The organism is Streptomyces sp. SolWspMP-5a-2 (assembly GCF_900091845.1).
Lineage (GTDB): Bacteria > Actinomycetota > Actinomycetes > Streptomycetales > Streptomycetaceae > Streptomyces > Streptomyces doudnae.
Window position 1 is genome coordinate 1 of sequence record NZ_FMCI01000136.1, and the last position, 18,465, is coordinate 18,465.

Annotated in this window: 17 protein-coding genes and 2 pseudogenes; 7 read left to right on the forward strand and 12 right to left on the reverse strand. The window is 75.3% G+C overall.

The genetic code is table 11. The features are described 5' to 3' along the window. The 6 genes and pseudogenes from GA0115242_RS13295 to GA0115242_RS13320 all read right to left on the reverse strand — a co-directional run. Positions 1 to 428, reverse strand: a pseudogene (locus GA0115242_RS13295) (hypothetical protein); the annotation flags it as partial. Positions 429 to 549: 121 nt separating this feature from the next. Continuing rightward, positions 550 to 1,347 carry a type III pantothenate kinase gene (locus GA0115242_RS13300; RefSeq protein ID WP_093827951.1) on the reverse strand — a complete coding sequence of 266 codons (798 nt, stop codon included), beginning with the start codon at positions 1,345 to 1,347 and terminating at the stop codon, positions 550 to 552. 5 nt (positions 1,348 to 1,352) lie between these two features. Next, entirely contained in the window at positions 1,353 to 2,345 is a 993-nt protein-coding gene (gene nadC / locus GA0115242_RS13305; RefSeq protein ID WP_093827953.1) for a carboxylating nicotinate-nucleotide diphosphorylase, read from the reverse strand. A 5-nt stretch (positions 2,346 to 2,350) separates the two neighbouring features. Next, positions 2,351 to 4,096 (reverse strand): L-aspartate oxidase, encoded by a 1,746-nt coding sequence (locus GA0115242_RS13310; RefSeq protein ID WP_093827955.1) that lies wholly within the window; start codon positions 4,094 to 4,096, stop codon positions 2,351 to 2,353. Next, the gene (gene panC, locus GA0115242_RS13315; RefSeq protein WP_093827957.1) at positions 4,093 to 5,082 is read right to left on the reverse strand and encodes a pantoate--beta-alanine ligase; all 990 of its coding nucleotides are present in this window, start codon (positions 5,080 to 5,082) and stop codon (positions 4,093 to 4,095) included. The genes GA0115242_RS13310 and panC overlap by 4 nt, the downstream gene beginning before the upstream one ends. Continuing rightward, on the reverse strand, positions 5,079 to 6,020 hold the full coding sequence (locus GA0115242_RS13320; protein WP_093827959.1) for a Rossmann-like and DUF2520 domain-containing protein: 942 nt from the start codon (positions 6,018 to 6,020) through the stop codon (positions 5,079 to 5,081). Before GA0115242_RS13320 ends, panC begins: the two co-directional genes overlap by 4 nt. 149 nt (positions 6,021 to 6,169) lie before the next feature. Between GA0115242_RS13320 and GA0115242_RS13325 the strand changes: the two genes are divergently transcribed. Together GA0115242_RS13325 and GA0115242_RS13330 are read left to right on the forward strand one after the other, a co-directional pair. Then, the gene (locus GA0115242_RS13325; protein WP_237549022.1) at positions 6,170 to 7,387 is read left to right on the forward strand and encodes a threonine aldolase family protein; all 1,218 of its coding nucleotides are present in this window, start codon (positions 6,170 to 6,172) and stop codon (positions 7,385 to 7,387) included. A 54-nt stretch (positions 7,388 to 7,441) separates the two neighbouring features. After that, on the forward strand, positions 7,442 to 8,548 hold the full coding sequence (locus tag GA0115242_RS13330) for a DUF5937 family protein (protein WP_093827963.1): 1,107 nt from the start codon (positions 7,442 to 7,444) through the stop codon (positions 8,546 to 8,548). Positions 8,549 to 8,558: 10 nt separating this feature from the next. On the opposite strand, the gene GA0115242_RS13335 is transcribed toward GA0115242_RS13330, so the two are convergent. The 3 genes from GA0115242_RS13335 to GA0115242_RS13345 form a co-directional block, all read right to left on the reverse strand. Next, positions 8,559 to 9,230, reverse strand: a complete 672-nt coding sequence (locus GA0115242_RS13335; protein WP_093827965.1) for a response regulator — start codon at positions 9,228 to 9,230, stop codon at positions 8,559 to 8,561. 82 nt (positions 9,231 to 9,312) lie between these two features. Further along, positions 9,313 to 10,515, reverse strand: coding sequence for a sensor histidine kinase (locus GA0115242_RS13340; RefSeq protein WP_093827967.1), 1,203 nt, complete (start codon positions 10,513 to 10,515; stop codon positions 9,313 to 9,315). A 110-nt stretch (positions 10,516 to 10,625) separates the two neighbouring features. Then, entirely contained in the window at positions 10,626 to 11,099 is a 474-nt protein-coding gene (locus GA0115242_RS13345) for an SRPBCC family protein (protein WP_093827969.1), read from the reverse strand. Between the two features lie 100 nt (positions 11,100 to 11,199). Here GA0115242_RS13345 and GA0115242_RS13350 point away from each other — a divergent pair, with 100 nt between their 5' ends. Together GA0115242_RS13350 and GA0115242_RS13355 are read left to right on the forward strand one after the other, a co-directional pair. Further along, positions 11,200 to 11,913: a TetR family transcriptional regulator gene (locus GA0115242_RS13350; RefSeq protein ID WP_093827971.1), complete on the forward strand. Its 714-nt coding sequence runs from the start codon at positions 11,200 to 11,202 to the stop codon at positions 11,911 to 11,913. Positions 11,914 to 12,119: 206 nt separating this feature from the next. Further along, positions 12,120 to 13,166, forward strand: coding sequence for an SAM-dependent methyltransferase (locus GA0115242_RS13355; protein ID WP_176729807.1), 1,047 nt, complete (start codon positions 12,120 to 12,122; stop codon positions 13,164 to 13,166). Positions 13,167 to 13,304: 138 nt separating this feature from the next. Here the strand turns inward: GA0115242_RS13355 and GA0115242_RS13360 are convergent, their stop codons facing one another. After that, positions 13,305 to 14,456, reverse strand: coding sequence for an NADH-quinone oxidoreductase subunit D (locus GA0115242_RS13360; RefSeq protein WP_093827973.1), 1,152 nt, complete (start codon positions 14,454 to 14,456; stop codon positions 13,305 to 13,307). 31 nt (positions 14,457 to 14,487) lie between these two features. Here GA0115242_RS13360 and GA0115242_RS13365 point away from each other — a divergent pair, with 31 nt between their 5' ends. Together GA0115242_RS13365 and GA0115242_RS13370 are read left to right on the forward strand one after the other, a co-directional pair. Beyond that, a complete protein-coding gene (locus GA0115242_RS13365; RefSeq protein WP_093827975.1) occupies positions 14,488 to 15,000 on the forward strand; it encodes a PH domain-containing protein in 513 nt (170 codons plus the stop codon). Beyond that, positions 14,997 to 16,334: a PH domain-containing protein gene (locus tag GA0115242_RS13370; protein ID WP_093827977.1), complete on the forward strand. Its 1,338-nt coding sequence runs from the start codon at positions 14,997 to 14,999 to the stop codon at positions 16,332 to 16,334. Before GA0115242_RS13365 ends, GA0115242_RS13370 begins: the two co-directional genes overlap by 4 nt. Positions 16,335 to 16,420: 86 nt before the next feature. Here the strand turns inward: GA0115242_RS13370 and GA0115242_RS13375 are convergent, their stop codons facing one another. After that, complete coding sequence (locus tag GA0115242_RS13375; protein ID WP_093827979.1) at positions 16,421 to 17,152, reverse strand: SDR family oxidoreductase; 732 nt, start codon at positions 17,150 to 17,152, stop codon at positions 16,421 to 16,423. An 84-nt stretch (positions 17,153 to 17,236) separates the two neighbouring features. Between GA0115242_RS13375 and GA0115242_RS13380 the strand changes: the two genes are divergently transcribed. Continuing rightward, positions 17,237 to 17,854 carry a TetR/AcrR family transcriptional regulator gene (locus tag GA0115242_RS13380; protein WP_093827981.1) on the forward strand — a complete coding sequence of 206 codons (618 nt, stop codon included), beginning with the start codon at positions 17,237 to 17,239 and terminating at the stop codon, positions 17,852 to 17,854. 111 nt (positions 17,855 to 17,965) lie between these two features. On the opposite strand, the pseudogene GA0115242_RS13385 reads toward GA0115242_RS13380, so the two are convergent. After that, positions 17,966 to 18,465 (reverse strand): annotated as a pseudogene (locus GA0115242_RS13385) (hypothetical protein); the annotation flags it as partial.

Sequence of the window (18,465 nt, forward strand, 5' to 3'; positions counted from 1 at the left end):
AGGGCCGTCAGACGGGCCCGCGAGGCGGGGACGAGCGCGGTGGCCGGGCGGGGCACGGCGCGCGCGAGACGGGCCCGTACGTCGTGCTCGGCCGCCAGCCGGCAGTGGTCGAGCAGCGCCGCGGCGACCGGGTTGCCGCGCAGCGCCCGCAGGGCGGCGAGGTCGTCGGCGCCCGGCCGGTACCCCGCGCGCAGCGCCTCCTCCAGCAGGGTGAGGTACCCGGCGGCGGTGCCGGGCAGCGCGGCGCGGTAGCGGGCGAGGTCGGCCACCAGGAAGGCGCGCAGCCGCAGGCCCTCGTTCAGGGCCTCGTCGAGCGACTCGGCGAGGCGATGGCAGTCCTGGACGTCCTCGGCCGAAGCGGGGGCGGGGTTCAGGGCGAGGGCGAGCGCGCGGCGGAGCACACGCAGCTCCTCCGCACCGAACGCCATGCCGCCGCGGGATCCGTATGGCGTGGGCATGTGCCGACGATACGCGCTAATCAGACAAACTCGACATAGCGGGTGGGGTGTGGCGTGGTCCGGCCACCCGGTCGGGCCGCGCCGCCCCGCGTCACATGCGGGACACGTTCCGCTCGTAGACCAGCCGTAGGCCGATCAGGGTCAGCCAGGGCTCGTGCTCGTCGATCACCGCGGCCTCGCCCAGCACCATCGGGGCCAGGCCGCCGGTGGCGATCACCGTGACCTCGTCCGGGTCGGTGGCGAGTTCGCGGGCCATCCGCGCGACCACGCCGTCGACCTGTCCGGCGAAGCCGAAGACGATGCCCGCCTGCATGGCCTCGACCGTGTTCTTGCCGATCACGTTGCGCGGGCGGGCCACCTCGATCTTGCGGAGCTGGGCGCCGCGCACGCCGAGCGCCTCGACGGAGATCTCGATGCCGGGCGAGATCACCCCGCCGACGTACTCGCCGCGCGCGCTGACCGCGTCGAACGTGGTCGCCGTGCCGAAGTCGACGACGATCGCGGGACCGCCGTACAGCTCGACGGCCGCCACCGCGTTGATGATGCGGTCGGCGCCGACCTCCTTCGGGTTGTCCATGAGGATCGGCACGCCCGTCTTGACGCCGGGCTCGACCAGGACGGCGGGCACGTCGCCGTAGTAGCGGCGGGTGACCTCGCGCAGCTCGTGCAGCACGGACGGCACGGTGGCGCAGATGGCGATGCCGTCGATGCCGTCGCCCAGCTCCTCGCCGAGCATCGGGTGCATGCCCATCAGGCCCTGGAGGAGGACGGCCAGCTCGTCGGCGGTGCGGCGGGCGTCCGTGGAGATCCGCCAGTGCTCGACGATCTCCTCGCCGTCGAAGAGGCCGAGGGTGGTGTGGGTGTTGCCTACGTCGATCGTGAGCAGCATGGCGGCTACTCCGCCGCGCGCAGGTCGAGGCCGATGTCCAGGATCGGCGAGGAGTGGGTCAGGGCCCCGACGGCGAGGTAGTCGACGCCGGTGGCGGCGTACGCGGCGGCGTTGTCCAGGGTCAGCCTGCCGGACGCCTCCAGGGCGGCGCGGCCGTGCACGACGGCCACCGCCTCCTCGCACTCGCCGGGGGTGAAGTTGTCCAGGAGGATCAGGTCGGCGCCCGCGTCGACGACCTCGCGGAGCTGGTGCAGGGTGTCGACCTCGACCTCGATCGCCAGGTCGGGGAACGCCTCGCGGACGGCCTTGAAGGCCTGCGCGACCCCGCCCGCGGCGACCACGTGGTTGTCCTTGACCAGTGCCGCGTCCGACAGCGACATGCGGTGGTTGACGCCGCCGCCGCAGCGCACCGCGTACTTCTCCAGGGAGCGCAGGCCGGGCGTGGTCTTGCGGGTGTCGCGCACCCGCGCGCGCGTGCCCTCCAGCGCCGTCGCCCACGCGCGCGTGGCGGTCGCGATGCCGGACAGGCGGCACAGCAGGTTGAGCGCGCTGCGTTCGGCGGTGAGCAGGTCGCGGGTGCGGGCGGTGACCGACAGGAGCTTCTGGCCCGCGGCCACGCCGTCGCCGTCCTCGACGTGCCGCTCGACCTCGAACTCGTCCTCGCAGACCACGGACAGGACCGCCTCGGCGACCCGCAGCCCGGCGACGACGCCCGCCTCGCGGGCGGTGAAGTCGGCGGTGGCGACGGCCTCCTCGGGGATGGTCGCGACGGTCGTCACGTCGACCCCGCCCGCGAGGTCCTCCTGGAGGGCGACGTTGGCGATGTCCTCGACCTCGACGGGGTCGAGCCCGGCCGCGGTCAGCAGGTCGGCGAGGGCGGGGTCGAGCCCGCACTCCAGGTACGCGGCGTACCCCGCTTCGGGGTCGCCGTCCGCGCCGCAGGCACAGCCGTCACCGCAGCCGCCGGACGACACGAGGGGAAGGTCGGGGGTGCTCACTTCTGTCACTGCTCCTGGGGGCGCTGGGACGGCCGGGTCGGGGGGAAGTCTGGGGTGTCCGTGGTCCGTACGGCCAGCGTCCGGTCGGGATTCAGCCGTACGACGATGTGGCGGCGCCAGGCGGTGTCGTCGCGCTCGGCGTGGTCCTCGCGCCAGTGGCAGCCGCGGGTCTCCTCGCGCCTGCGGGCCGCCTCGACCAGGACGGCGGCCACCGACAGCAGGTTGGTGGCCTCCCAGGTGTCGACGCCGGGCTCGGCCGTCTTGCCGTTCTCCTCCAGGGCGACGCGCGCCTCGGTGTGCAGGTCCCTGAGCTGGTCGGCGGCGCGGGCGAGGGAGGCGGCGGAGCGCAGGACGCCCGCGCCCTCGGACATGATCCGCTGGACGGCGAGGCGGGCCTCGGGGGCGAGCAGCGGGTGGGCGGGGCGGTCGCCGGGGGCCGGGGGGACGGCGGGCACGCGCGCGGGGAGAGCGCCGGCGGCGTGCCGGGCGGCGAGGTCGGCGGCGATCCGCTCGGCGTAGACGAGCCCTTCGAGCAGGGAGTTGGACGCGAGCCGGTTCGCGCCGTGCACGCCGGTGCAGGCGACCTCGCCGCACGCGTAGAGGCCGGGCACGGTGGTGCGGCCCCGGTCGTCGGTGCGGACGCCGCCGGAGGCGTAGTGGGCGGCCGGGGCGACGGGGACGGGCTCGGTCACCGGGTCGATGCCGTGGGCGCGGCAGGCGGCCAGGATCGTCGGGAACCGCTGCTCCCACATGGCGGCGCCGAAGTGCCGGGCGTCCAGGTACATGTGGGCGGCGCCCTGTTCGATCATGCGGCGGGTGATGCCCTTGGCGACGATGTCCCGGGGCGCCAGCTCGGCCAGTTCGTGGGCGCCCACCATGAAGCGGACGCCGTCGGCGTCGACGAGGTGGGCGCCCTCGCCGCGGACCGCCTCGGAGACCAGCGGCTGCTGGCCCTCGGCGTCGGGTCCGAGGAAGAGCACGGTCGGGTGGAACTGCACGAACTCCAGGTCGGAGACGTCGGCACCGGCCCGCAGCGCGAGCGCCACGCCGTCCCCGGTGGAGACGGAGGGGTTGGTGGTGGCGGAGAAGACCTGGCCCATCCCGCCGGTGGCGAGGACCACCGCGGGGGCGTGCACGGCGCCCACGCCGTCGTGCTGGCCCTCGCCCATGACGTGCAGGGAGACACCGGCGGTGGCGCCCTCGGCGTCGGTCAGCAGGTCGAGGACGAGCGCGTTCTCGATGACGCGCGGTCCGGTGCGTTCCGTGCCGGTGCCGTGTCCGACGACCGCCTCGACGAGCGCCCGGGAGATCTCGGCGCCGGTGGCGTCGCCGCCCGCGTGCGCGATCCGGCGCCGGTGGTGGCCGCCCTCGCGGGTCAGTTCCAGGCGGCCCTCGGCGGACTCGTCGAAGTGGGCGCCGGTGTCGATGAGCCGGTGCACGGCGTCCGGGCCCTCGGTGACCAGGAGGCGCACGGCGCCCTCGTCGCACAGGCCCGCGCCCGCGACCAGGGTGTCGTCCAGGTGCTGCTGCGGGGTGTCGCCCTCGCCGAGGGCGGCGGCGATGCCGCCCTGCGCCCAGCGGGTGGAGCCGTCGTCGAGGCGGGCCTTGGTGACGACGACGGTGCGCAGCCCGGCCGCCTCGCAGCGCAGTGCCGCGGTGAGCCCGGCGACGCCGGAGCCGACGACCACCACGTCCGCGGCGATGGACCAGCCGGGGGCGGGCGCGTGCAGACGTATGCCTGTGCTGGTCACGAGGCGGCTCCGAAGGTCAGGGGGAGGTTGTCGATCAGCCGGGTGGCGCCGACCCGGGCCGCGACGGCGAGGACGGCCTCGCCGGTGAAGCCGTCCCCGATCTCGGTGAAGTCGGCGGGGTCGACCAGCGCGACGTAGTCGAGGGCGAGCGGCGGGTCGAGCCGGGCGGCCTCGTCGAGGACCTGGCGGGCGGCGGTCCGGACGGCGGAGGCGGTGCCCGGCGCGGCGGTGGCGACGGCGTGCGCGTCGGCCGCGGCGCGGGGTTCGCCGAGCGCGCCGAGCGCCTCGGCACGCGCGTGCGTGGCGTGCGTCTCGCGGGCCCGCGCGCGCAGCGCCTCCTGGGCGGCGTGCCGGTCCCGCCCGGCGAACAGAGCGCGGGAGAGCGCGAGCGCGGTGCGCCGCTCGTCGGTGGAGAGGAAGCGGTTGCGGCTGGACAGGGCCAGTCCGTCGGGCTCGCGGACGGTGGGCACGGCGACGATGTCGATGCCGAAGTCGAGGTCGCGCACCATCCGCCGGACCAGGGCGACCTGCTGGGCGTCCTTCTGGCCGAAGAGGGCGGCGTCGGGCCGGGTGAGGTGCAGCAGCTTGCCGACGACGGTGAGGACGCCGTCGAAGTGGCCGGGCCGTGAAGCGCCCTCCAGGCGGTCGCCCATCGGACCGGCGCTGATCCGGACCTGGGGGGCGCCGCCGGGGTAGACCTCGTCGGCGGAGGGCGCGAGGACGACGTCCGCGCCGCTGCGCCCGGCGATCTCCAGGTCGGAGTCGAGGGTGCGCGGGTAGCGGTCGAGGTCCTCGCCCGCGCCGAACTGGAGGGGGTTCACGAAGACGGTGACGACGACCTCGCCGTCGGCGCCCGCGAGGTCGCGCGCGGCGCGGATCAGGGTGGCGTGGCCCTCGTGCAGGGCGCCCATGGTCATGACGACGGCGCGGCGGCCCGCGCGGGCGCGCGCGTGCAGGGCGTCGGCGGTGCGCAGCAGGGCGGTCATCGGTCGTCCCCCTCGGTGCCGGTCGGGCGCGGTCCCGCGCCGTCGGCGAGCACGCCGAGGAGGTCCTCGGCCAGTTCGGGCCTGAGCATGCCGTGGGCGAGCGCGCGGTCGGCGGTGGCGCGGGCCATCGCGAGGTACCCGGCGACGGTCCGCGGGGCGTGCGCGCGCAGTTCGGCGATGTGGGCGGCGACGGTCCCGGCGTCCCCGCGCGCGACCGGGCCCGTCAGCGCCGCGTCGCCGGAGCGCAGGGCGTTGTCCAGGGCGGCGCCGAGCAGCGGGCCGAGCATCCGGTCGGGGGCGTCGACCCCGGCCTCGCGCAGCAGCTCCATGGACTGCGCGACCAGGGTGACCAGGTGGTTGGCGCCGAGGGCGAGGGCCGCGTGGTAGAGCGGGCGGTGTTCCTCGGCGATCCACTCGGGTTCGCCGCCCATCTCGACGACCAGGGCCTCGGCGGCGAGCCGCAGCTCCTGCGGGGCGGTGACGCCGAAGGAGCACCCGGCGAGCCGCTGGACGTCCACGGGGGTGCCGGTGAAGGTCATCGCCGGGTGCAGGGCGAGCGGCAGGGCGCCCGCGCGCAGGGCGGGTTCCAGGACCTTGGTGCCGTAGCGCCCCGAGGTGTGCGCGAGGAGCTGTCCCGGGCGCACGGCGCCGGTCTCGGCGAGCCCTTCGACGAGGCCGGGCAGGGCGTCGTCGGGGACGGTGAGCAGGACCAGGTCGGCCCGCTGGAGGACCTCGGCGGGCGTGACCAGGGGGACGTCGGGCAGCAGGTGCGCGGCGCGGCGCCTGGAGGCGTCCGAGACGCCGGAGACGGCGACCGGGCGGTGCCCGGCGAGCCGGAGGGACGCGGCGAGCGCGGGGCCCACCCGGCCGGCGCCGACGACGCCGACGGTGAGCCGCGCGGGGCGGTCCCGGGGATCTGGTGGTTGGACTGTACTCACGCGACGGTGGCCTTCCCGTTCCAGTCCGCTCTGGGTACCGGACGATTTCTCGTCATGTTAACGCGATCTGTTCCGGGGGGCTCCGGCCGTCCACAGCCTGTGGGTAAATCCGGATGCCCGCGCGGGGCCCGCACGGCATGATCCGGTGGATGAGCGAGCAGACACCCCGGCCGGAACCCGACGCGGCGCGGCGGGACGAGGAGACCACGGACGACGAGCGGCGACGGCGCAGGCGCGCGCGGCGGCTGCGCGCGCACCGGGGCGCCGGGCGCGTGCTCGCGCGCCCCGGCCATCTGGAGACCCTGCGCGAGCGCCTCGCGCCGCTGGCCGACGCCGGTGACCTGTACGACCTCGACGAGCGGGGCGACGTCTACGGCAACGGCGTCGTCGCGGCCCTGGAGGAGCGGGTCGCCGCGCTGCTCGGCACGGAGGCCGCCGCGTTCTTCCCGTCCGGCACGATGGCGCAGCAGGTGGCGCTGCGCTGCTGGGCGTCCCGCACCGGCAACCCGGCGGTCGCCCTGCACGCGCTGGCGCACCCCGTGGTGCACGAGCGGGACGCGCTCAGCCAGGTCGGCGGGTTGCGCCCGGTGCGGATCACGGCCGAGCCGCGGCTGCCGACGGCCGGGGAGGTGCGGGCGTTCCCCGAGCCGTTCGGGACACTGATGCTGGAACTGCCGCTGCGGGACGCCGGGTTCGTGCTGCCGACCTGGCGGGAGCTGACCGAGCTGGTGGAGGCGGCCCGGGAGCGGGACGCGGTGGTCCACTTCGACGGGGCGCGGCTGTGGGAGACCACCGTCCACTTCGGGCGCCCGCTGCCCGAGATCGCGGACCTCGCGGACAGCGTCTACGTGTCGTTCTACAAGTCCCTCGACGGCTTCGGCGGCGCCGCCCTGGCCGGTCCCGCGTCGCTGGTCGAGGAGGCGCGGACCTGGCGCCACCGGTACGGCGGCCAGATCTTCCAGCAGTTCCCGACCGCCCTGTCGGCGCTCGCGGGACTCGAACACGAGCTGCCGAGGCTGCCCGGGTACGTGGCGCAGGCGCGGCTGGTCGCCGAGGCGCTGCGGGAGGGGTTCGCGGCGGCCGGGGTGCCCTGGTCGCGGATCCACCCCGAGCGCCCGCACACCCACGAGTTCCAGGTCTGGCTGCCGTACGACGCCGACGTGCTCGCGGAGGCCGCGGTCCGGCAGGCCGAGGAGACGGGGACGCTGCTGTTCGACGGCCACTGGGGCGAGCGCGGTCCCGGGCTCGCCGTGACGGAGGTCGGCGTGCGGGGCGAGGGCCTGGAGTGGAGCGGCGAGGACGTGCGGGCGGCCGTCGCGGACTTCGTCGCCCGCGTCGCCGAGGAGGCGGCGGGCCGCTCCGATTGACGGGCGCCGTCGACCGGGGACGGCGTTGTCGGTGGCGGGGTGCACCATGAGGGCATGAGCGTGCACATCGACATCGCGGGGCTGCGGCCGGAGCGGGTCGCCGTCGTGCCCTCGCCGCTGGCCGAGCTGGGCATGGCGCTGCACGCCCTGTCGGAGCCCGCCCACCACCCGGGCCTGCAGGCGTGGGCGACGGGCGTGACGGCCCGCCTCGACCCGCACCTGGCCGACCGGATGACCGAGGCGGACTTCCTCTGGCGGACGACGTTCGCGGACCTGTTCCTGCCGTTCGCGGGCGTGCCGGGGCGCACCACGCTCCCCGGGGCGACGATCGCCGAGGACCTCGACCTGCTGGACAAGCTGAGCGACGAGCAGTTCGTCGAGGCGGCCCTGGAGTTCACCTGCGCGCTGACGTACGGCTCGCCGGGTCCGATGCTGCTCGGTGACCCCGGGCTGCGGCGGCGGGCGCTGGAGCTGGCCGCCGCGCGCGGGCCGCGCCAGGTCCGCTTCAGCGAGCGGCTGCTCACCGACCCCCCGCGCATCAGGGCGTGGTTCCGCCAGTTCGTGGAGGACTGCGACGAGGCGTTCTACGCCCAGACCTGGGCCCGGCTGGGCCACCAGCTCGCGGCGGACGCCCGGCACAAGACGGACCTGCTGCGCCGCAGGGGGATCGCGGAGGCGCTGGCGGCGGTCTCCCCGGCCGCCGCGGTGGACGAGTGCGGGACCCGCATCACCGTCGACAAGCTCGGCGGGGGCCGCACCAGCACGGGGGACGGCGGGCTGCTGCTGATCCCGACCAGCATGGGGTGGCCGCATCTGAGCGTGCTGCACCGCTACGGCTGGCAGCCGGTGCTGCACTACCCGGTCGGCTCCCCCGAGCTGACGTCGCCGCCGTCGGTCGATCAGCTGGCGCTGCGGATGACGGCGCTGTCCCACCCGGTGCGGATGCGGATCTGCCGTCACCTGGCCCGCAGCGCGTACACGACGAGCGAGCTGGCCAGGGCGCACGGCATGACGGCGCCCGAGATATCCCGGCACCTGGGCGTGCTGAAGAGGGCGGGCCTGCTGACCACCCGGCGCCGTGGCCGGTACGTCCTGCACCAGCTCGACGTGACGGTGGTGGCGAGGCTGGGCAGCGACTTCCTGGAGGGCATCCTGCGCTGAGGGCGCCCCCTCAGCCGTGTCCCCCGGCGCGCACCAGGCCGGTCTCGTAGGCGAGGACCACCACCTGGACGCGGTCGCGCAGGCCCAGCTTGGTGAGGATGCGGCCCACGTGGGTCTTCACGGTGGCCTCGGAGAGGACGAGGTGCGCGGCGATCTCGCCGTTGGACAGGCCCTGCGCGACGAGGACCATCACCTCGCGCTCCCGCTCGGTGAGCCGCTCCAGGCCCTTGTGCCGGGGCTCCTTGCCCGCGCTGGGCAGCATCGGGGCGAAGCGGTCGAGCAGCCGCCGGGTGGTCGAGGGCGCCACCACGGCGTCGCCGCTGTGCACGGAGCGGATCGCGGTGAGGAGTTCGCCGGGCGGCACATCCTTGAGCATGAACCCGGAGGCGCCCGCCTTGAGCCCGGAGAACGCGTACTCGTCGAGGTCGAAGGTGGTGAGGATGAGCACCTTGGGCGGCTCCGGCTGCTGGCAGATGCGCCGGGTGGTCTCCACGCCGTCGAGCTTCGGCATCCGGACGTCCATGAGGACGACGTCGACGGCGGTGGCCGCCAGCACCTGGAGGGCCTCGACGCCGTCCCCGGCCTCGGCGACGACCTCCATGTCCGGCTGCGCGGCGAGCACCATCCGGAATCCGGTGCGCAGCAGCACCTGGTCGTCCACGAGCATCACGCGGATCGTCATCGCGGCTTCTTCCGTTCTCTTGCGGGGGCGTCGGCGGTGGTCGCCGGGTCCGTGGCGGACGCGGCCGGGGCGGGCGACCGGGTCAGTGCGCGGGTTTGAGCGGCAGCAGGGCGCTGATCCGGAATCCTCCGCCCGGTCGCGGGCCCGCGTCCAGCGTGCCGCCGACCATACCGACCCGCTCGCGCATGCCGATCAGGCCGTGGCCCTGCCCGTCGGGGCCGCCCTCCTCGTACAGCTCGTGCGGGGCGCCCTTGCCGTCGTCCTCGACGAGCAGCCCGAGGCCGTCGTCGAAGTAGACCAGCCGGACGCTCGCGCCGGTGTTCGGGCCGCCGTGCTTGCGGGTGTTGGTGAGCGCCTCCTGCACGATGCGGTACGCGGTCAGCTCGACGCCGCTGGGCAGCGGGCGCGGGGTGCCCTCGACCCGGAAGTCGACGGGCAGGCCCGAGGTGCGGCACTGCTCGATCAGCTCGCCCATCTGCTCGACGTCGGGCTGCGGCACGTACTCGCCCGCCTCCTGGTGCTCGCCGGTGCGCAGCACGCCCAGCAGGCGGCGCATCTCGGCGAGGGCCTGCCTGCCGGTGGACGAGATCGTCTCCAGGGCCTTCTTCGCCTGGTCGGGGGCGGCGTCCAGGACGTAGGCGGCGCCGTCGGCCTGGACCACCATCACGGAGACGTTGTGGGCGACGACGTCGTGCAGCTCCCGGGCGATACGGGCGCGTTCGGCGGCGACGGCGACCTTGGCCTGCGCCTCGCGCTCCTTCTCCAGGCGGGCGGCGCGCTCCTCAAGCTGGGCGAAGTAGGCGCGGCGGGTGCGGATGGAGTCGCCGAGCACCCAGGCGAGCGCGAACGGCACGGCCTGGAAGACCATGATCGCCACGTTGCCGAGGAAGCTCGTCTGCTCGTTGGGCCAGCGCAGTTGGGCGAGGGGCGCGGCGAACAGACCGAGGGCGAGCGCCGTGCGCGAGGCCCAGCGGGCGCCGGTCGCCGCGACGGTGTAGGTGATGACCAGCAGCGCGAAGTCGGCGGGCCCCGGCGCGACGTCCGTCACGACCTGCGCCGCGCCGATCGCGATCGACAGCAGCAGCATCTTCTCGGGGGCACGGCGCCGCAGCGCGATGACCAGGCAGAGCAGCAGCGAGACCGGCACGACGAGGAGCGGCAGGTCGGTGCCCCGCCCCTCCACCCGCACGGCCTCCCCCGCGACCGACAGCCCGAACAGGACGACGGCCCAGAAGGTGTCGACCCCGGTCGGGTGTCTGCGGAGGTAGTCATAGAGGCGCTGCACGTGACCCAGCGTAGGGAAGCGGAATGCGTGCAGGGGTCAACCGGAGGGTCGATCCGCATCCCGCGCGCGTACTCCCCAAGGTGGAGGCGCCGTTCCCCGCGACCCGGCCGTCAGGTGGCGCGGGGGCTTCCGGGGTGCGGCGCGCAGGGGCCGTCGAGGCCGTTCAGCACGGCGGGCAGGCCCGTGGTGAGCATCCTGGTGCGGACGGAACCGAGGATCTTGGCCATGAGGAAGCCCCCGAGGCCGTGGAAACCGGTGTGGTCGTAGGTGAAGCGCGTTCCATCGCCGTGCGGTTCGAGCCGGTAGGCGACCTCGGTCACCTCGCCGCCCCCTTCGTCCTGCCACGAGTAGCGCAGCAGCGAAGGCTCGCGCACCTCCAGCACCTCGCACACCACGACGCCGCTCCAGCCGGGCTTCGGCTTCGCGACGAACCTGAACGTGGTGCCGACCGCGGTGGCGAAGCCCTCCGGCCGAGCGCCGGCGCCGGTGGCCGTCCACAGCGGGATCAGCTCCGGGTCGGTGACCGCGCGCCAGACCTTCTGCGGCGGGTGCGGGTACGCGCGGACGATGTGGATGGCGCTCATGGAGGGCTCCTCGGGAGTGGGCGCGTCCGAACCTGACTTTTCAGTCACTGTAAATTTACAGTAGCAGAAAAACGCAGGCCGGCCGGACTATGCTTCGGTGATGAGCACGCGCACCGTGGACTGGACGGCCTTGCGGCACCGCGAGGAGGAGCCTGCGGCCGAGGGGCTGCGGGAGCGCAAGAAGCGGCTCCTGCGGCAGCGGCTGTCCGACACGGCCACCGAGCTGTTCATGGATCGGGGCTTCGACGCGGTGCGTGTCTCCGAGATCGCCGACGCCTGCGGGGTGTCGGAGAAGACCGTGTTCAACTACTTCCCCACCAAGGAATCCCTCGTCCTGGACCTGGGCGAGACCACGTTGGACTCCCTGCGGACCACACTGGCCGATCCGGACCTGTCGCCGGTCGAGGCGACGCGGGAGATCCTGTCCGGCCAACTGGCGGGCCTCACGTCCTGGCTGGCGGCGCAGGACGACTGGACCCAGGCCAAGGCCGTTCTCCTCCGTTTCGGCAGGCTGATCGGATCCACCCCGTCCCTGCGGGCCTATCAGCGCGACATGACCGACCGACAGGTCGCCGCGGCCGCCGAGATCCTGGCAAGGCGCACCGGGACGAGCCCGGACGATCCTGAACCGCAGATCGCTGCGGCCGCCCTGCTGGCGCTGTGGCCCGTCCAGTTCCAGGCGCTGCGCAGGCACCTGCGGGGAGCCCGGACCTCCGAGGAACTGCACGACGCGGTCAGCGCCGACGTCGAACGCGCGGCCCGGCTCATCGGCGCCGGACTCGACTCACTCGCCCCCGCCCGGCGCAGCCGGTGAGCCGGCCGACAGGACCGGGGCGGCGGCCAGGGACATCACCGATCCACCCGCCCGTCCGTCGACCGGGTTCCGTCACCCACGTGGATGGAGAGACCACCTGGCCCGGCCCCGTGACCGACGGGACGGTGGAACCCGGTGACGACGGGACGGCCGGGTCCGTGACCGACGGGACGGTGCAGCCCGGCGACGACGGGACGGCGGAGCCGGTGACCGGCGGGACGGCCGCGTCGCGTGGTCCGTGGCGGGGCTGGCGGGTCGCGGCCGAGGAGGCGCTGTACGGGCCCGGCGGTTTCTACCACCGGGCCGAGGGGCCCGCCGGGCACTTCCGTACGTCGGTGCACGCGTCGCCGCTCTTCGCCGGGGCCGTGGCGAGGCTGCTGTGCCGGGTCGACGGCGTCCTCGGCAACCCCCCGGTCCTGGACTTCGTCGACATGGCGGCGGGCCGGGGCGAACTCGCCGCCGGGGTGCTGGCCGCGCTGCCCGCCGAGGTCGCCGCCCGCACCCGGGTGCACGCGGTGGAACGGGCCGCCCGGCCGCCCGATCTGGACACCCGGATCCACTGGCGCGCCGAGCCGCCCCCCGGCGCCACCGGGCTCCTCTTCGCCAACGAATGGCTGGACAACGTCCCCGTCGACGTCGCCGAGACCGACGCGGCGGGCGTCCCCCGGCGGGTGCTGGTGCGCGCGGACGGCGCCGAACGCCTCGGGGAGCCGGTCGCGGGCGACGACGCCCGGTGGCTGGCGCGCTGGTGGCCGCCGGCGCCGGAGGCCGGGCTGCGGGCGGAGATCGGGCTGCCGAGGGACCTGGCCTGGGCGTCCGCGGTCGGCACCCTGGAGCGCGGTCTCGCGGTCGCCGTCGACTACGCGCACGCCCTGGACGCGCGCCCCCCGTTCGGCACCCTGACCGGCTTCCGCGACGGCCGCGGGACGGCGCCGGTGCCGGACGGGTCCTGCGACCTCACCGCCCATGTGGCCCTGGACGCCTGCGCCGCTGCCCCGGCCGGGACCTCGTCCCGGCCGCTCCCCGCGCCCCGGCTCCTGCGCCAGCGCGACGCGCTCCGCGCCCTCGGCGTGGACGGCGCGCGCCCCCCGCTCGCGCTCGCCTTGGAACACCCCGCCGCGTACGTCCGCGCCCTCGCGTCCGCCGGGGCCGCGGCCGAGCTGACCGCCCCCGGCGGCCTGGGCGACTTCGGCTGGCTGCTGCAACCCGTCGCCGTCCCGGCCGCGCCCCTCCTGCTCGACCCGGAACCCTGACGACCCGCCGCCCGCCCGACCGCCTGCCGACGTCCCCGCCGCCCTGCGACCCCGGTCCCTGACGACCCGCCGCACGCCCGCCCGACCGACCGCCGACGCCCCGCCCCGGCCCGCGGCCGATCACGGTCGGCGCCCCGGCTACTTGTCGATGTCGCCGACCACGAAGAACAGCGACCCGAGGATCGCCACCATGTCCGACACCAGCGTCCCCGGCAGCAGCTCCGCGAGCGCCTGGATGTTGTTGTACGACGCCGAGCGCAGCTTCAGCCGGTACGGGGTCTTCTCGCCCCGGCTGACGAGGTAGTAGCCGTTGATGCCGAGCGGGTTCTCGGTCCACGCGTAGGTGTGGCCCTCGGGTGCCTTCAGGACCTTCGGCAGCCGCTGGTTGATCGGCCCCGGCGGGAGGTCCGCGATCCGGTCGAGACAGGCGTCGGCGAGGTCGAGCGCGGTGTGGGTCTGCTCCAGGAGCACCTCGAAGCGGGCCAGGCAGTCGCCCTCGGTCCGCCCGGCGACCCGCAGGGTGTCCCCCAGCTGCGGATAGGCGAGGTACGGCTCGTCGCGGCGCAGGTCGAGGTCGACGCCGGAGGCGCGCGCGATGGGCCCGCTCACCCCGTAGGCGTGCACGGCCTGCGGGGAGAGGACGCCCACGCCCCGCGTGCGCCCCCGGAAGATCTCGTTGCCGAGCACCAGGTCGTCGTAGACGTCCATGCGCGAGCGGACGTCGGCGACGGCGGCACGCGCGCGGGACGTCCAGCCCAGCGGCAGGTCCTCCTTGAGGCCGCCGACCCGGTTGAACATGTAGTGCATCCGGCCGCCCGACACCTCCTCCATGACGTTCTGGAGGACCTCCCGCTCCCGGAAGGCGTGGAAGACCGGGGTGATCCCGCCGAGTTCCAGCGGGTAGGAGCCGAGGAACATCAGGTGGTTGAGGACCCGGTTCAGCTCGGCGAGCAGCGTGCGCGTCCACACCGCGCGCGGCGGCACCTCCATGCCGAGCATCCGCTCCACGGCGAGGACCACGCCCAGCTCGTTGGAGAAGGCCGACAGCCAGTCGTGGCGGTTGGCGAGCATGATGATCTGCCGGTAGTCGCGGGCCTCGAACAGCTTCTCCGCGCCCCGGTGCATGTACCCGATCACCGGCTCCGCGCGCGCGATGCGCTCGCCGTCGAGCACCAGCCGCAGCCGCAGCACACCGTGCGTGGAGGGGTGCTGGGGGCCGATGTTGAGCACCATGTCGGTGCTCTCCGCGGCGCCGCCGATGCCGACCGTCGTCTCCGTCGTAGGAGTCATGGAACCAGTCTCCCCTACGTACGCTGGCCCCATGGAGACGGGGAGCGCGCGGGACACGGGCGGGGCGCGGGCGGGGACGGACGCGCCGGGCTGGACGGGACTGCCGCCGGGGCTGCTGCGCATGCGGCGGCTGCTGCTGGTGGTGTGGCTGGGGCTCCTCGCCGTCGCCGCGGGGCTGCTGCCCGGTCTGCTCGCCGGACCCGGCTGGGCCGCGTTCGCGCTGCTCCCGCTGGCGCTGATGGCCTGGGGGTGGACGCTGCTCGGCCGCAACTGGCGGTCCTGGCGGTACGCCGAGCGCGCCGACGACCTGCTGATCAGCCGGGGGGTGCTGTGGCGCTCCGAGACGGTGGTGCCCTACGGCCGGATGCAGCTCGTCGAGGTGACGTCGGGCCCGGTGGAACGGCACTTCGGGCTGGCCAGCGTGCAGTTGCACACCGCCGCCGCGGCGACCGACGCGACCATCCCCGGCCTGGACCCGCGGGAGGCGGAGCGGCTGCGCGACCGGCTCACCGAGCTGGGCGAGGCCCGATCGGCGGGGCTGTGACGACGCCGGGGGTCGCGGACACCGTCACCGGCGGGCAGCGCGCGGGCGAGCGCAGGCTGCACCCGGTGACCCCGCTGCGGCGGGCCTGGGCGCCGGTGGCCGTGCTCATCGGCTGGGCGCTGCACGACCCGGACCAGGCGCAGCGCCAGCTGACCCGGCTGACCACCACCACGCTGTTGACGGCGCTCGCCGTGCTGGTCCCGGCCGCCGCCCTGTACGGCTTCCTGAGCTGGTGGTTCACCCACTTCGCGGTGACCGAGTCCGAACTGCGCATCAGGACGGGGCTGTTCTTCCGGCGCACCGCGCACATCCGTCTCGAACGCGTCCAGGCCATCGACGTCACGCAGCCGCTCCTCGCGCGCGTGGCGGGCGTCGCCAAGCTGAAGCTGGACGTCATAGGCGCCGCCAAGAAGGACGAGCTGGCCTTCCTGGGGGCGGACGAGGCGCGGGCCCTGCGCGCCGAACTCCTGGCGCGCGCCGCCGGTTTCGCGCCCGAGACGGCGCACGAGGTCGGCGAGGCGCCCGCGCGCGAGATCCTTCGCACGCCCCCGCGTGACCTCGCGGTCTCCCTGCTGCTGACCGGCGCCACCTGGGCGTCGCTGGCCGCCGCGCTGGTCGTGCCGCCGCTGCTGTGGCTGGCGACCGGGAACGTGTGGACGGTCCTGGCGACCGCGCTGCCGCTGCTGGGCACGGCGGGCGCGAGCAGCGTGGGCCGGTTCGTCGCCGAGTACGACTGGACGGTCGGCGAGTCGCCCGACGGGCTGCGCATCGACCGCGGGCTCCTGGACCGCGTCCACGAGACCGTGCCGCCCGGCCGGGTGCAGACCGTGCGGATCGTGGAGCCGCTGCTGTGGCGCAGGCTCGGCTGGGTGCGGGTGGAGCTGGACGTGGCCGGGTCGTCCAACCCGGTGCTGGTGCCGGTCGCCCCGCGCGAGGTCGCCGTGGCCGTCGTCGCGCGGGTGCTGCCGGGGGTGGCGGTGCCCGCGCGCGCGGAGCTGTCCCGGCCGCCGCGCCGGGCCGGGCGGAACGTTCCGCTGTGGTGGCGTGGGCAGGGGATCGCGGTCTCCGACGCGGTGTTCGCCACCCGGCACGGGCTGCTGCGCGGCAGCCTGGCACTGGTGCCGCACGCGAAGGTGCAGAGCGTACGGGTCACCCAGGGGCCCTGGCGGCGGCTGTGGCGGCTCGCGGACGTCCACATGGACACCGGGGCGGGCAAGACCCTCACCGCCCGCCTGCGGGACGCCGACGAGGCCGCGGAACTCCTCCGCACCCAGGCGGAACGATCCCGCACCGGCCGCCGCGACGCCCGCCCCGACCGCTGGATGTCCGCCTAGCGCGCCGGACCGCACGCACCGTCCCGCCCGGATCGGCGAAGCCCACGGCGACGGCGGCGGGCGTGCCCGAGGAGTCCGCCCGGCCGTCAGCCCTGCGCGGTGGGGCGGACGACGATGTCGCCGACGTCGACGTTCGGCGGCTGCTCGATCGCGAAGGCGACGGCGCGGGCGATGTCGTCCGGGGAGAGGGCGAAGTCGACCGCCCGGACCTGCGACCTGATGTCGGGGCTGGTGATCGAGTCGGCGAACTCCGTCGCCACGTAGCCGGGCGAGACGACGGTGACCCGCAGGTCGGGCCCGGCCTCCTGGCGCAGCCCCTCCGAGACGGTGCGGACCGCGTTCTTGGTCGCCGCGTAGACGGCCTGGTTCGGCACGATGCGCAGCCCGGCGGTCGAGACGACGTTGACGAACTGCCCCCTGCCCTGTGCGCGGAAGACGGGGAGCGCCGCCGCGATCCCGTGCAGCACACCGCGGAAGTTGACGTCGATCATCTGGTCCCAGTCCTCGACCCGCAGCTCGTCGAACGGCGAGATGGGGCCGACCCCGGCGTTGCTGACCAGGACGTCGAGCGCGCCGTACCGGTCGCGGGCGCACGCCACGAGGTCCGCGAGGTCCTCGCGGCGGCGCACGTCCGTCGTCGTCCAGGCGGCCGTGCCGCCCGCGGCCTCGATGCGGGCGGCGAGCGCCTCCAGCCGGTCGCCCCGGCGCGCTCCGAGGACGAGCTTCGCGCCGCGCGACGCGAGGAGCAGCGCGCTCGCCTCGCCGATCCCGCTGCCCGCGCCCGTGATGGCCACCACCTTGCCGTCGATCCCTGTCACGCCCGGCCTCCGGGGGTAGAAGTAAGAGGGCTATCACTTCTAAAGTAAGTGGCCTCTTACTTGTGGTCAAGGACGGTGAACCGCGTGACGGAGGCAGCAGCCGGGACGAGGAGCGGGCGCCCCGCCCGGGGGCAGCTCCGGCCGGCGCTGATCGCCGAGAGCTTCGTGCTGCTCTCCGAGGCGGGCCTGGCCGGTTTCTCCGTCGCCGAACTCGCCCGCAGGCTCGGGGTGAGCACGGCCGCCCCGTACCGCCACTTCGCCAGCCGCGACGCGCTGCTCGCCGTCGTCGCGGCACAGGCCGCCGACGAACTCACCCGGTCCATGGAGAGCGCCGCCCGCTCGGCGGGCCCCGACCCGGTCGACAGGCTCGCGGCCACCGCGGGGGCCTACGTGCGCCACGTGTCCGACCGCGGCGCCGGCCTCGACGTGATCTTCGCCCCCGAGCTGCGGCCGCTGCGCGACGCCGACGTCGCCCGCGCGGGCCGGAACCTGATGACGCTGCTGCTCGACCTCGCCCGGCAGGCGGGCCACCCCGACCCGTCCCGGGCGCTGCCCCTGCTCGAACAGCTCTTCGTCCTGGCCCACGGCTACGTCACCCTGGACACGGACGGCTTCCTGACCCGCTCCCGCCTCTCGTCCGAGGACGTCGCCACCCGTGCCACCCGCGCGGCGACGGCGCTGCTGCGCGGCAACACGCCGTGAGCACCGGCCGGGAGCGCCCGTCAGGCGGCCACCGGCGCACCCCGCGCACGCCGGAGGGGCGCGCACGGACCCTTCCGTGCGCGCCCCTCCGGTGACCCGTACGACGCCCCGTCAGGAGACGGCGCTGCGCAGCCCGTCGAGATCGATGTGCTCCGTCTCGTCGTGCGCGGTCAGGTCGATGACCTGGCCGACACCGCGCGCCTTCTCGTCGGCGGGCTTGAACGCGGACTCCGCCTCGGCCTTGTGCAGCGCGAGCGCCTCCGGCCCGACGACATCGGCGAGGTCCTCGTTGCGCGCCACCGCCGCGCGCTCCCCGGCGCCCTCGGCGTGCCCGGCGGCCTCGCCGTCCCCGGCGGTCCCGGCGGCCTCGGCACCCTCGGCGTCCTCGGCCTTCGTACCGAAGAAGTCGAACCCGCCCTCGACCGACGGGCGCCGCGCGGGGCTGCCCGGGACGACGGCCACGGCGGTCGGCGCCACGAAGTGACCGGCCGACTTCCTGGCCGGGGCCGCGCCGGTCGCGCGCGCGTGTCCCTCGGCCGCCGGGGGCTTCTCCCCGGTCCCGTCCGCCCGGTCGGCGTCGTCGGCCGGGTCGGTCCCGTCGGCCGGTGCCG